The organism is Streptomyces sp. NPDC034099, from assembly GCF_055575415.1.
The window spans coordinates 30,942-43,405 of sequence record NZ_JBVISR010000016.1 but is presented as its reverse complement, the minus strand read 5'-3'; the positions used below and the strand labels follow the sequence as shown (position 1 = coordinate 43,405).

Sequence of the window (12,464 nt, the reverse complement as noted above, 5' to 3'; positions counted from 1 at the left end):
GTAGAAGATCATCACCCGTAAAGCGGACGTATGCACGCGAGTCGCCGAGGCGTGAAGGGTGTCCCAGTCGACATGATCAGCAGCGGAATGATGGCTTCAGGTGTGCAATGTCTGTTTGGTCCGAGTGGTATCGGCGTCGCAATTGACCGGTTTGACCCTTGATAAGTGAGCAAACTCACACTCGGATCGTGGGCTCCCCCACGGTTGGCGGGGAATGGCGTGTTTAGCCTGACGCTTTACAGAGAAGGCAAAACCGACAACCCGCGCCCTTGCAGGGGCTTTCGCCGCCCCTCGGGCGCCCGGACACGACAGGGCCTCGTACAACCGTGAAGACGACGATGATGTTCCACAAGATCGCCAACCCGCGACGCACGACACTGGCGCACCTCGAGGGCGCCGACGAACTGCAGACGCCGGAACAGCCGGAGCACGCCGTCGAGCTCCCCGCCCAGACCGCCAACCCCCGCCGCACGATCCTCATGGAGGCCCCGGTCGCGGCGTCGGTCGCAGAGTAGTACGGCACCGAGCCGGAGACCGTTCAGCGGCTGCCCGCGCCCCTGAGGGCCTGCCCGGCGGATCATGCCGGAGACGCGGGGTGTGGCACGCCCATCTGCACTGGTGAGGCACCGCGTCTTTCCTTCGGCCTGATCCGCCGGGCAGGCCCGCCGCGTTAGCCTGGAGCGTCAGACTCCAGCCAGCTCAGTCAAGGGGCCAAGCAACCCGTGCGCATCGCCAGGTTCTCCATCGACGGGAACGTCGCCTTCGGCGCGGTCGAGGGCGACCAGCCGGACCAGCTCGTCCTCGACATCATCAAGGGCATCCCGTTCGCGGACTACGAGCTCTCCGGCACCAAGGTGCCCCTGAGCAAGGTGCGGCTCCTGCCGCCGGTACTCCCCAACAAGGTCGTCGCCTTCGGCCGCAACTACGCCGAGCACGCCCGCGAACTCGGCAACGAGGTGCCCGACGCCCCGTTCGCCTTCTTCAAGCCGTCCACCTCCGTGATCGGCCCCGGCGACGCCATCCAGTACCCCTCCTTCAGCGAGGAACTGCACCACGAGGCCGAACTGGCCGTCGTGATCGGCCGCATGTGCCGCGAGGTCCCGCGCGAGCGCGTGCAGGACGTGATCTTCGGCTACACCTGCGCCAACGACGTCACCGCCCGCGACGTGCAGCGCCGCGAGAAGCAGTGGGCCAGGGCCAAGGGCTTCGACTCCTCCTGCCCGCTCGGCCCCTGGGTGGAGACGGACCTCGACCTCGCGACCGCGGGCGACCTGACCATCCAGCTCACGGTCAACGGGGGCCAGCGGCAGCTCGGCCGCACCAGCGAGATGATCCACTCCATCGCGGATCTGATCGTCAACATCTCCGAGGCGATGACGCTGCTCCCCGGCGACGTGATTCTCACGGGCACCCCGGCCGGCGTCGGCCCCCTCAACGTCGGCGACGAGGTCGCCGTCACCATCGAAGGCATCGGCACTCTCACCAACAAGGTTGTCAAGCGTGGCTAGCGCACCCGGCTCCCCCGTACGCGTCCGTTTCTGTCCGTCCCCCACCGGCAACCCCCACGTGGGCCTGGTCCGCACCGCCCTGTTCAACTGGGCCTTCGCGCGCCACCACCAGGGCACGCTGGTCTTCCGCATCGAGGACACCGACGCGGCCCGCGACTCCGAGGAGTCGTACGACCAGCTGCTCGACTCGATGCGCTGGCTGGGCTTCGACTGGGACGAGGGCCCCGAGGTCGGCGGTCCGCACGCGCCGTACCGCCAGTCGCAGCGCATGGACATCTACCGGGACGTCGCCGGCAAGCTCCTGGACGCCGGCCACGCCTACCGCTGCTACTGCTCCCAGGAGGAGCTGGACACCCGCCGCGAGGCCGCCCGCGCCGCCGGCAAGCCCTCCGGCTACGACGGCCACTGCCGCGAGCTGAGCGCCGCCCAGGTCGAGGAGTACGTGTCGCAGGGCCGGGAGCCCATCGTCCGCTTCCGGATGCCCGACGAGGCGATCACCTTCACGGACCTGGTCCGCGGAGAGATCACCTACCTCCCGGAGAACGTCCCGGACTACGGCATCGTCCGCGCCAACGGGGCGCCCCTCTACACGCTGGTCAACCCGGTCGACGACGCCCTGATGGAGATCACCCACGTCCTGCGCGGCGAGGACCTGCTCTCCTCCACCCCGCGGCAGATCGCCCTGTACAAGGCGCTGATCGAGCTGGGCGTCGCCAAGGAGATCCCCGCCTTCGGCCACCTCCCGTACGTCATGGGCGAGGGCAACAAGAAGCTGTCCAAGCGCGACCCGCAGTCGAGCCTCAATCTCTACCGCGAGCGCGGCTTCCTCCCCGAGGGACTGCTCAACTACCTCTCCCTCCTCGGCTGGTCGCTCTCCGCCGACCAGGACATCTTCACGGTCGAGGAGATGGTCGCGGCCTTCGACGTCTCCGACGTGCAGCCCAACCCGGCGCGCTTCGACCTGAAGAAGTGCGAGGCGATCAACGGCGACCACATCCGGCTGCTCGAGGTCAAGGACTTCACCGAGCGCTGCCGCCCCTGGCTGAAGGCCCCCGCCGCCCCCTGGGCGCCCGAGGACTTCGACGAGGCCAAGTGGCAGGCGATCGCGCCGCACGCGCAGACCCGCCTGAAGGTCCTCTCCGAGATCACCGACAACGTCGACTTCCTCTTCCTGCCGGAGCCGGTCTTCGACGAGGCGAGCTGGACCAAGGCGATGAAGGAGGGCTCGGACGCCCTGCTGCGCACGGCCCGCGAGAGGCTGGACGCCGCCGACTGGACCTCCCCGGAGTCCCTCAAGGAGGCCGTCCTGGCCGCCGGCGAGGCCCACGGCCTCAAGCTCGGCAAGGCCCAGGCCCCCGTCCGCGTCGCCGTCACCGGCCGCACGGTCGGCCTGCCCCTCTTCGAGTCCCTGGAGGTCCTGGGCAAGGAGAAGGCGCTGGCCAGGATCGACGCGGCGCTGGCGCGGCTGGCGGCGTAGCCGCACGCACTCGCGCCCGAGGGGCGGCTCCCGGACTTCCCGGGGCCGCCCCTCGGGCGTACGGCGGACACGGCCGGTGTCCCGGCGTTACCGTCGGATCATGAGCATCCGCGCCGTGGTCTGGGACGTCGACGACACCCTCTTCGACTACACCACCGCCGACCGCGAGGGCATGCGCGCCCATCTGGTCGCCGAGGGGCTGCTCGCCGGGTACGGGTCGGCCGACGAGGCCCTCGTGCGCTGGCGGGAGATCACCGACCAGCAGTGGGCGCGTTTCTCGGCGGGCGAGGTGGACTTCGTCACACAGCGGCGCGACCGCACCCGGGTCTTCCTGGGCCGGCCGGAGCTGACGGACGCCGAGGCCGACGACTGGTTCCAGCGGTACGTCACGCACTACGAGGCCGCCTGGTCCCTCTTCCCGGACGTGATGCCCGTCCTGGACGCCCTCGCCGACAGCCACCGGCACGCCGTGCTCTCCAACTCCAGCCTCACCGTCCAGGACCGCAAGCTGCGCGTCCTCGGCGTGCACGACCGCTTCGAGGCCATCCTGTGCGCCGCCGAGCTGGGCGTCTCCAAGCCGGAGGCCGGGGCCTTCCTCGCGGCCTGCGACGCGCTCGCCCTCGGTCCGGACGAGGTCGCCTACGTGGGCGACCACCCGGAGATCGACGGACGCGGCGCCGCCGACGCCGGGCTGCTCTCCGTGTGGATCGACCGCGGCGGCGTGTACGCCACCGTCGACCCGCCGGCCGGACCGCGCCGGATCGCCTCGCTCGCCGAACTTCCCGCGCTCCTCGGCGGCGATACCCGTTTTGGAGCCCCGTCCACCTTCGGGTAATGTTCTTCCTGCGCCGCCGGAGAGCGGGCCGAAGGGCCGGGAACCGGAAGCGCAACGCTAGAACAAGAACCCCTTCGGGGCTTGCGTTCCAGTGGCCTATGGTGTAATTGGCAGCACGACTGATTCTGGTTCAGTTAGTCTAGGTTCGAGTCCTGGTAGGCCAGCTCGCAGAGCTATATCTGCAAAGCCCCCGTTGTGTAGCGGCCTAGCACGCTGCCCTCTCAAGGCAGTAGCGCCGGTTCGAATCCGGTCGGGGGTACAGATCCTTCCCGCGAGGACAGTTCGGGTCGCTCCCACTGTCCTCGATGCAGGATCGCTAGGGCCCCCGTTGTGTAGCGGCCTAGCACGCCGCCCTCTCAAGGCGGTAGCGCCGGTTCGAATCCGGTCGGGGGTACGAACTGGTCTAAACCACATTGGTCTATGGTGTAATTGGCAGCACGACTGATTCTGGTTCAGTTAGTCTAGGTTCGAGTCCTGGTAGACCAGCTCGGATCTGCGGCGATGCAGCATTGAACGCCTGCAAGATCCACGCCCCCGTTGTGTAGCGGCCTAGCACGCCGCCCTCTCAAGGCGGTAGCGCCGGTTCGAATCCGGTCGGGGGTACGCGAGTCCCAAGGGGGCTTCCGCTGAGGCGGGAGCCCCCTTCGGCGTTCCCCGACGCCTACTCGATGCCGTACCGCCGCGCCGACTCCTCCTCCTGCGCCAGCCGGTGCAGGGCCCGCAGCACCGGCTGGAAGAGCACCGCCGCCGCGACCGCCATCTCGACCTTCTCCGCCTCCGAGGCGTGGGTCTCCATGAAGTCCAGGTCCCGCCGGGCCACCTCCAGCATCAACTCGCCGTACGGCGCCATCACTTCCGCGTCCCACGGATAGCCGGGGCGGCGCAGTGCGGCCACCGCCACCACCAGGGAGCGGTGCACGGGGGAGAGCGGTGCCAACTCCCGGGAGGTCTCCCAGCCCAGCAGCTCGAGCAGCCGGTCCGCCTCGGCGCGCGCGGCTGCCACCGCCGGGTCCGCGTCGTCCGGCTCGGCGTCCTGCGGCAGCGCCCACAGGGCGGCCCCCAGCCGGATGGTGCGCCCCAGCAGGAGCGCAAGGGCGCGGTGCGCGGGCACGTGGGGCTGTGGCACGAGGCGTACGTCGTGCCCGAGGGGTCGTACGAGTCGATCTACGCGGACATGCCGCCCTTCGGGCTCGCGGCGGCGCACGGACGGGTGCCGCTCGAACGGCGGGGCAGGCGCGCGCAGGACCGCTTCGCGCACCGGTCGCGGAAGAGCGCGCAGGAGGCGGCGGGGGAGACCGTGGGGGAGCGGGCGGACAAGGGGGCCGTCGCCCCGGAGAGGATGCCGGAGAAAGCCCCCGGGGCCTGAGGACGGCGCGGGACCCGCCGCGGCGTTGAGGCGGGCCCGTTGGCCGGTCAGAGGTGTCCTGCGAGGATCAGCCGTTGCGGCGCAGCGCTTCGGAGAGGCGGCCGGCGGCGTCGATGATCGCCTGCGCGTGCATACGGCCGGGGTGGCGGGTGAGGCGCTCGATGGGCCCCGAGACGGACACGGCGGCCACCACGCGGTTGGACGGGCCGCGCACCGGCGCGGAGACGGACGCGACGCCGGGCTCCCGCTCGCCGATGGACTGGGCCCAGCCCCGGCGGCGCACTCCGGACAGCGCGGTCGCCGTGAAGCGGGCGCCCTGGAGACCGCGGTGGAGGCGCTCCGGCTCCTCCCAGGCCATCAGGATCTGCGCCGAGGAACCGGCCTTCATGGTGAGCGTGGAGCCGACCGGGACGGTGTCCCGAAGGCCCGACAGGCGCTCGGCCGCGGCCACGCAGATGCGCATGTCGCCCTGACGGCGGTAGAGCTGGGCGCTCTCGCCGGTGACGTCGCGCAGGTGGGTGAGGACCGGGCCCGCGGTGGCGAGCAGGCGGTCCTCGCCGGCCGCCGCGGCCAGCTCGGCCAGGCGCGGGCCGAGGATGAAACGGCCCTGCATGTCGCGCGCCACCATACGGTGGTGTTCCAGCGCCACGGCCAGGCGGTGGGCCGTGGGTCGTGCCAGTCCGGTCGCACCGACCAACCCCGCGAGGGTGGCCGGGCCGGACTCCAGAGCGCTCAAGACGAGGGCCGCCTTGTCGAGAACGCCGACGCCGCTACTGTTGTCCATGACACGATACTCCCGTCTCACTCTGTGAAACGCAAGTTCAATTTTCCATGGAACGCGCCACCCTGGACGGCAGGAAGTCACAACGGCCCGTGACGAGAGGGCCTGGTGGCGGTTGCCCGGAAACACAGGGGTGCGGGCACCGCTTCCCCAAGATCTCTAGTTGGGTCGGCGCCTCGTCGCCGACCGAAGGGAAAGCGATGGGTAGGACACTCGCGGAGAAGGTCTGGGACGACCACGTCGTCCGGCGCGCCGAGGGCGAGCCCGACCTCCTCTTCATCGATCTGCACCTGCTGCACGAGGTGACCAGCCCGCAGGCCTTCGACGGCCTCCGCAAGAGCGGCCGCCCGGTGCGGCGGCTCGACCTGACCATCGCCACCGAGGACCACAACACCCCGACGCTCGACATCGACAAGCCCATCGCGGACCCGGTCTCCCGGGCCCAGCTGGAGACGCTGCGCAAGAACTGCGCGGACTTCGGCGTACGGCTGCACCCGCTGGGCGACGTCGAGCAGGGCGTCGTGCACGTCGTCGGCCCGCAGCTGGGCCTGACCCAGCCGGGCACCACCGTGGTCTGCGGCGACTCGCACACCTCGACGCACGGCGCCTTCGGCGCGCTGGCGTTCGGCATCGGCACCTCCCAGGTCGAGCACGTGCTGGCCACCCAGACGCTGCCCATGGCCCGCCCGAAGACCATGGCGATCACGGTCAACGGCGAACTGCCCGACGGCGTGACGGCCAAGGACCTGATTTTGGCGATCATCGCGAGGATCGGCACCGGCGGCGGCCAGGGCTACATCCTGGAGTACCGCGGCGAGGCCATCGAGAAGCTCTCGATGGAGGCCCGGATGACCATCTGCAACATGTCGATCGAGGCCGGCGCCCGCGCGGGCATGATCGCCCCCGACGAGACCACCTTCGCCTACCTCCAGGGCCGCCCGCACGCCCCCGAGGGCGCCGACTGGGACGCGGCGGTCGCGTACTGGAAGACGCTGCGTACGGACGACGACGCCGAGTTCGACGCCGAGGTGGTCATCGAGGCCGCCGAGCTGGCGCCGTTCGTCACCTGGGGCACCAACCCCGGCCAGGGCGCGCCGCTTTCCGCCGCCGTCCCCGACCCGGCTTCCTACGAAGACGCCTCGGAGCGCTTCGCCGCCGAAAAGGCCCTGGAGTACATGGGCTTGGAGGCGGGGCAGCCGCTGCGCTCCATCAAGGTGGACACCGTCTTCGTAGGTTCCTGCACCAACGGCCGCATCGAGGACCTGCGCGCCGCCGCCGAGATCGTCCGGGACCGCAAAGTCGCCGACGGCGTACGCATGCTGGTCGTGCCGGGCTCCGCGCGGGTCGGTCTGCAGGCCGTCTCCGAGGGCCTGGACGTGGTCTTCAAGGAGGCCGGCGCCGAATGGCGGCACGCGGGCTGCTCGATGTGCCTGGGCATGAACCCGGACCAGCTGGCCCCCGGTGAGCGCTCCGCGTCCACCTCCAACCGCAACTTCGAGGGACGCCAGGGCAAGGGCGGCCGCACCCACCTGGTGTCACCGCAGGTCGCGGCCGCGACGGCGGTCCTGGGCCACCTGGCCTCCCCGGCCGACCTGTCCGCCGCCGACGTCCCCACGCCCGCTGGAGTCTGAGAGTCATGGAAGCGTTCGTCAAGCACACCGGCCGGGCCGTCCCGCTGCGCCGCAGCAACGTCGACACCGACCAGATCATCCCCGCCCACTGGCTCAAGAAGGTGACCCGGGACGGGTTCGAGGACGGGCTCTTCGAGGCCTGGCGCAAGGACCCGGAGTTCGTGCTCAACCGGCCCGAGCGCGAGGGTGCCACCGTCCTGGTCGCCGGCCCCGACTTCGGTACCGGCTCCTCCCGCGAGCACGCCGTCTGGGCCCTGCAGAACTACGGCTTCAAGACCGTGATCTCCTCCCGCTTCGCCGACATCTTCCGGGGCAACTCGCTGAAGAACGGCCTGCTCACGGTGGTCCTCGACCAGGAAATCGTGGACGCGCTGTGGGAGCTGGTGGAGCGGGACCCGCAGGCCGAGATCACCGTCGACCTGGAGGCCCGCGAGGTCCGCGCCGACGGCGTCACGGCCTCCTTCGAGCTGGACGAGAACTCCCGCTGGCGGCTGCTGAACGGGCTGGACGACATCTCGATCACCCTCCAGAACGAGGCGGACATCGCCGCGTACGAGGCGAAGCGCCCCTCGTTCAAGCCGCAGACCGTCCAGGTCTGATCACCCGGAGCCCGCGCGAGCCTCCCCGGGGCTCCGCAAGGTCGAGTTTCGGCCACCCGACATCCCCGCCGTACCCCCGATCAGCCCGATCGGGGGTACGGCCGTTTTTCATTCCGTCCGCGCCCGCCCGAGACCGATGTGACGCACAACTTCCCACGTTAGAGGCGTGGTTGCCGGGGTACGCAGGTGATGGAGGACCGGCTTCCGAGTGCGTCAGGAAGGCCGTTCGAGGCGGCAGTTGCCCCCTGCGCAGGCGACAACTCGCCCCAGATGGCACAATCTGTGCATGGAACACGACGGCCAACTCGAGCTCTATACGGCGGTCGCGGTCCGGCTCAAGGAAGCGCACACAAGAGTGCGCGCACTGCAAGTCCCGGAGGGCGTACGGATGGCGCTGACCCGGAAGCTGCTGGTCATTACGGCCGCGGCCAAACACGATCTCGCCGGTGCGGCAAGGCGGCTGGATCGGTTCACCGCCGACCTCGACGCGGGTCGATTCCCCGAAGAGGAAGGCTGAACCGGCCAGGGCGGCCCGAGTCCGTTGCGGCACAAGGGTGATTAGCCCGTTTCGTGTTTGATTTGCGGTATATATCTGCCTAACGTGCGAAAAAGCTTGAACACATTCGTTCTGGCGATGTCTCCGAAGGGGAAGACGTGAACAAGGCGCAGCTCGTAGAAGCGATTGCCGACAAGCTGGGCGGTCGGCAGCAGGCCGCCGACGCTGTCGACGCGGTCCTGGACGCCCTCGTCCGTGCCGTCGTCGCGGGCGACCGGGTCTCGGTCACCGGCTTCGGTTCCTTCGAGAAGGTCGACCGTCCCGCCCGCTACGCCCGCAACCCTCAGACGGGCGAGCGGGTTCGGGTCAAGAAGACCTCCGTGCCGCGCTTCCGCGCGGGCCAGGGCTTCAAGGACCTGGTGAGCGGCTCGAAGAAGCTTCCGAAGAACGACATCGCGGTCAAGAAGGCCCCCAAGGGCAGCCTGTCCGGCCCGCCGCCCACCATCTCCAAGGCCGCGGGCAAGAAGGCCGCCGCGAAGAAGACCACGGGCGCCGCGAAGAAGACCACGGGCGCGGCCAAGAAGACGTCCGCGGCGGCGAAGAAGACCACCGCGAAGAAGACCACCGGAGCGGCGAAGACGACGGCGAAGAAGACCACCGCCAAGAAGTCCGCGGCCAAGACCACCACGGCGGCCGCGAAGAAGACCGCCGCCAAGAAGGCCCCCGCGAAGAAGGCGACCGCCAAGAAGGCCCCGGCCAAGAAGTCGACGGCCCGCAAGACCACCGCCAAGAAGGCCACCGCCCGCAAGAAGTAGCAAGCAGGCGGAACCCGCGGCAGCGGGCGAACGGGCACAGGGCACTCACGCGCCGGGCCGGACTCCCTCGGGAGTCCGGCCCGCGGCGTGTCCGGGTCCGGCGGCAAGCCCCCGGTTCAGAACGTCTGCAGCGTCACCAGCGTGATCCGGCGGCTCGCGCCCGTGTCCGCGCCCGCTTCCGTGTCCTCGGTCTCGATCCGCACCCGCTGCCCGGGCCGCAGCAGCCGCAGGCCCCCCGCGTCGAAGGCCGCCGCGTCGAAGGGCAGGGGCGTGCCGTCGTCGAGCAGCACCTGCCCGCTGCGGCTTTCGGGGTCGTATGTGTACGCGGTCGCCTGCATGCCGGCAGCCTACTGCCCGGCGATCAGCAGCCGCGCCGCCACCGCGGCCGTACGGGGCCCCACCCCGAGCGTCAGCGCGGTGCGGAGATCACCGCCGGTGTCGACGTCCTGCCGTACGGAATCCACCGCGCCGGGACGCAGTTCCACCGCGCCGGACGCCCGGTGGCGGGCCCGTGAATCCGTGCCGAATGCGGGGGCCAATTCGTGGCCCGGCAGCGCGGCCAGCAAGGTGGTGCCGATTCCGGCCGCGTCCGGGAGAAAGGCACGTGGGAATTGCGCGGCCGCGGCCAGTACCCGCGCCAATTCGGCAGGCCGCAGTGCGGGGAGATCGGCGTTGAGCGCGGCCACCGGGCTTTTGGGCCGGGCCGCCCGTACCACGGCCGCACCGTGCGCCAGCGCGGCGTTCAGACCGCCGCCCGGCTCGTCCGCGACGATGACCGCGCCGAGCGCCGCCAGCTCCCGTCCGGCCCGCGTGTCGTCCGTGACGACTGCCACATCCACGACCGCCGGGCAGGCCAGCGCGGCTGCCACGGTGTCCTGTGCGAACGCCAGCGCGAGTCCCGGCCGCACCCCGTCGTCCGCGGTGTCCGACAGCCTGCTCTTGGCCCGGGCAAGGGGCTTCACGGGTACGACCAAGGTCCACTGCACGAGCGTTCCGTCCTTCTCTCGTCGCCGTCATTGTCACCTGCGAGACCTGGCGGTTCACTCTTCGGGGCGTACGGTGTTCTCGACAGACGGACGGCCCGGGGCGACACTTGTCCGGCCCCAGGCCCTGGAGGAAAGGTGTCCGCGTGCCCCGCCGCAGAATCGGCTTCTGGTACCGCTTGGCCGCGGTGATCTGCAAACCGCCGCTGGTGGTTCTGATCAAGCGGGACTGGCGGGGAATGGAGAACATTCCGGCCGAGGGCGGATTTATCACCGCCGTGAACCACAATTCGCACGTCGACCCCTTCGCGTACGCGCACTACCAGTACAACACCGGACGCGTCCCGCGATTCCTGGCGAAGAGCGGCCTTTTCAAGAAGGGCTTCGTCGGCGCCGCGATGCGGGGGACCGGACAGATCCCCGTCTACCGCGAGAGCACCGACGCGCTGAGCGCCTACCGGGCCGCGATCGACGCCGTGGAGCGCGGCGAGTGCGTCGCGTTCTACCCCGAGGGCACCCTCACCCGCGACCCCGACGGCTGGCCGATGACCGCCAAGACCGGTGCCGCGCGCGTCGCCCTGCAGACCAAGTGCCCGGTGATCCCGGTCGCCCAGTGGGGCTGCAACGAGCTGCTGCCGCCGTACGCCAAGAAGCCGAACCTCCTGCCGCGCAAGACCCACCAGGTGCTGGCCGGTCCGCCGGTCGACCTGACGCGGTTCTACGGCAAGGAGATGACCACGGAACTCCTGAAGGAGGCCACCGAGGTCATCATGGCCGCCGTCACCCGCCAGCTGGAGGAGATCCGCGGCGAGAAGGCGCCCGACACCCCCTACGACCCGCGCCGCGAGCGGATCGAGCAGCGGCGCCGCACACAGGCGCAGTCGCGGTCGGCGCAGTCGACGCCGACCCGGACACGGACCCAGGGACCGCAGGCAGAAGGGCAGAGCACGTGAGCAAGCCGGTCAAGGCGGCCGTCTTCGGCACCGGATCCTGGGGCACCGCCTTCGGCACGGTTCTCGCCGACGCGGGCTGCGAGGTCACCCTGTGGGGGCGCCGCGCCGCACTCGCCGACGCCGTCAACTCCACCCGCACCAACCCGGACTACCTGCCCGGCGTGGAGCTGCCCGAGAACCTGCGCGCCACCACCGACGCCGCCGAGGCCGCGCGGGACGCCGACTTCACCGTCCTCGCCGTCCCCTCCCAGACGCTGCGCGCGGGCCTCGCGGACTGGACGCCGCTGCTGGCGCCCGGCACCGTCCTGGTCTCGCTGATGAAGGGCGTCGAACTCGGCTCCGCGATGCGGATGAGCGAGGTGATCGCAGACGTCGCCAAGGTCGGTGCCGAACGCATCGCGGTGGTCACCGGACCCAACCTGGCCCGGGAGATCGCCGCCCGCATGCCGGCCGCCGCCGTGGTCGCCTGCCCCGACGAGTCCGTCGCCCAGCGCCTCCAGACCGCCTGCCACACGCCCTACTTCCGCCCCTACACCAACACCGACGTCGTCGGCTGCGAACTGGGCGGCGCCGTGAAGAACGTGATCGGTCTCGCCGTCGGCATCGCGGACGGCATGGGCCTCGGCGACAACGCCAAGGGCTCCCTCATCACCCGCGGCCTCGCCGAGACCACCCGCCTGGGAATCGCCCTCGGCGCCGACCCGCTGACCTTCTCCGGCCTGGCCGGGCTCGGCGACCTGGTGGCGACCTGCTCCTCGCCGCTGTCCCGCAACCACACCTTCGGCACCAACCTCGGCAAGGGCATGACCCTGGAGGAGACCATCGCGGTCACCAAGCAGACCGCCGAGGGCGTCAAGTCCTGTGAGTCGGTGCTGGACCTGGCCCGCAGGCACGGCGTCGACATGCCGATCACCGAGACCGTCGTCGCCATCGTGCACGAGGGCAAGTCCCCGGTGGTCGCCGTGAAGGAACTGATGTCGCGCAGCGCGAAGCCCGAACGACGCTGAGCGACGCCGGGCG

General features: G+C 70.4%; 15 protein-coding genes and 5 tRNA genes. 16 read left to right on the top strand and 4 right to left on the bottom strand.

The annotated features are described in order from the left end of the window. Positions 1-326 precede the first annotated feature (326 nt). From ACZ56V_RS33750 to ACZ56V_RS33710, 9 genes are all read left to right on the top strand, one after another. Entirely contained in the window at positions 327-515 is a 189-nt protein-coding gene (locus ACZ56V_RS33750) for a hypothetical protein (RefSeq protein ID WP_356367568.1), read from the top strand. Positions 516-722: 207 nt separating this feature from the next. Then, positions 723-1,508: a fumarylacetoacetate hydrolase family protein gene (locus ACZ56V_RS33745; protein ID WP_356367570.1), complete on the top strand. Its 786-nt coding sequence runs from the start codon at positions 723-725 to the stop codon at positions 1,506-1,508. Continuing rightward, the gene (gltX, locus tag ACZ56V_RS33740) at positions 1,501-2,985 is read left to right on the top strand and encodes a glutamate--tRNA ligase (RefSeq protein ID WP_467383579.1); all 1,485 of its coding nucleotides are present in this window, start codon (positions 1,501-1,503) and stop codon (positions 2,983-2,985) included. The genes ACZ56V_RS33745 and gltX overlap by 8 nt, the downstream gene beginning before the upstream one ends. Before the next feature lie 100 nt (positions 2,986-3,085). Next, positions 3,086-3,820 (top strand): HAD family hydrolase, encoded by a 735-nt coding sequence (locus ACZ56V_RS33735; RefSeq protein ID WP_356365609.1) that lies wholly within the window; start codon positions 3,086-3,088, stop codon positions 3,818-3,820. Positions 3,821-3,912: 92 nt separating this feature from the next. After that, a tRNA-Gln gene (locus tag ACZ56V_RS33730) sits at positions 3,913-3,984 on the top strand. Positions 3,985-4,006: 22 nt separating this feature from the next. Continuing rightward, positions 4,007-4,079, top strand: a tRNA-Glu gene (locus tag ACZ56V_RS33725). A gap of 62 nt (positions 4,080-4,141) precedes the next feature. Then, a tRNA-Glu gene (locus tag ACZ56V_RS33720) sits at positions 4,142-4,214 on the top strand. 20 nt (positions 4,215-4,234) lie between these two features. Then, positions 4,235-4,306 (top strand) — tRNA-Gln (locus tag ACZ56V_RS33715). 44 nt (positions 4,307-4,350) lie between these two features. Beyond that, positions 4,351-4,423, top strand: a tRNA-Glu gene (locus ACZ56V_RS33710). A gap of 58 nt (positions 4,424-4,481) precedes the next feature. Here ACZ56V_RS33710 and ACZ56V_RS33705 read toward each other — a convergent pair. Further along, positions 4,482-5,063 carry a MerR family transcriptional regulator gene (locus ACZ56V_RS33705; protein ID WP_468947506.1) on the bottom strand — a complete coding sequence of 194 codons (582 nt, stop codon included), beginning with the start codon at positions 5,061-5,063 and terminating at the stop codon, positions 4,482-4,484. Here ACZ56V_RS33705 and ACZ56V_RS33700 point away from each other — a divergent pair. Continuing rightward, on the top strand, positions 4,959-5,186 hold the full coding sequence (locus tag ACZ56V_RS33700; RefSeq protein ID WP_468947426.1) for a hypothetical protein: 228 nt from the start codon (positions 4,959-4,961) through the stop codon (positions 5,184-5,186). The genes ACZ56V_RS33705 and ACZ56V_RS33700 overlap by 105 nt on opposite strands. A 67-nt stretch (positions 5,187-5,253) precedes the next feature. On the opposite strand, the gene ndgR is transcribed toward ACZ56V_RS33700, so the two are convergent. After that, entirely contained in the window at positions 5,254-5,970 is a 717-nt protein-coding gene (gene ndgR / locus ACZ56V_RS33695) for an IclR family transcriptional regulator NdgR (protein WP_011030305.1), read from the bottom strand. 197 nt (positions 5,971-6,167) lie between these two features. Between ndgR and leuC the strand changes: the two genes are divergently transcribed. The 4 genes from leuC to ACZ56V_RS33675 all read left to right on the top strand — a co-directional run bounded on the left by leuC (position 6,168) and on the right by ACZ56V_RS33675 (position 9,508). Further along, positions 6,168-7,598, top strand: coding sequence for a 3-isopropylmalate dehydratase large subunit (gene leuC, locus ACZ56V_RS33690; protein WP_356365614.1), 1,431 nt, complete (start codon positions 6,168-6,170; stop codon positions 7,596-7,598). Positions 7,599-7,603: 5 nt separating this feature from the next. Then, complete coding sequence (gene leuD / locus ACZ56V_RS33685; RefSeq protein ID WP_468947424.1) at positions 7,604-8,197, top strand: 3-isopropylmalate dehydratase small subunit; 594 nt, start codon at positions 7,604-7,606, stop codon at positions 8,195-8,197. Positions 8,198-8,483: 286 nt separating this feature from the next. Then, positions 8,484-8,714 carry an SCO5555 family protein gene (locus ACZ56V_RS33680; protein ID WP_052838413.1) on the top strand — a complete coding sequence of 77 codons (231 nt, stop codon included), beginning with the start codon at positions 8,484-8,486 and terminating at the stop codon, positions 8,712-8,714. Between the two features lie 137 nt (positions 8,715-8,851). Continuing rightward, the gene (locus ACZ56V_RS33675; protein ID WP_076976489.1) at positions 8,852-9,508 is read left to right on the top strand and encodes an HU family DNA-binding protein; all 657 of its coding nucleotides are present in this window, start codon (positions 8,852-8,854) and stop codon (positions 9,506-9,508) included. Positions 9,509-9,624: 116 nt separating this feature from the next. On the opposite strand, the gene ACZ56V_RS33670 is transcribed toward ACZ56V_RS33675, so the two are convergent. Next, positions 9,625-9,846, bottom strand: coding sequence for a hypothetical protein (locus ACZ56V_RS33670; RefSeq protein WP_468947422.1), 222 nt, complete (start codon positions 9,844-9,846; stop codon positions 9,625-9,627). A gap of 9 nt (positions 9,847-9,855) precedes the next feature. After that, on the bottom strand, positions 9,856-10,494 hold the full coding sequence (gene cofC / locus ACZ56V_RS33665) for a 2-phospho-L-lactate guanylyltransferase (RefSeq protein ID WP_398914763.1): 639 nt from the start codon (positions 10,492-10,494) through the stop codon (positions 9,856-9,858). A gap of 143 nt (positions 10,495-10,637) precedes the next feature. On the opposite strand from cofC, the gene ACZ56V_RS33660 reads away from it, so the two are divergent. Together ACZ56V_RS33660 and ACZ56V_RS33655 are read left to right on the top strand one after the other, a co-directional pair. Further along, complete coding sequence (locus ACZ56V_RS33660) at positions 10,638-11,444, top strand: lysophospholipid acyltransferase family protein (protein WP_398914765.1); 807 nt, start codon at positions 10,638-10,640, stop codon at positions 11,442-11,444. Next, complete coding sequence (locus ACZ56V_RS33655; protein WP_468947420.1) at positions 11,441-12,451, top strand: NAD(P)H-dependent glycerol-3-phosphate dehydrogenase; 1,011 nt, start codon at positions 11,441-11,443, stop codon at positions 12,449-12,451. The genes ACZ56V_RS33660 and ACZ56V_RS33655 overlap by 4 nt, the downstream gene beginning before the upstream one ends. Positions 12,452-12,464: the final 13 nt, after the last annotated feature.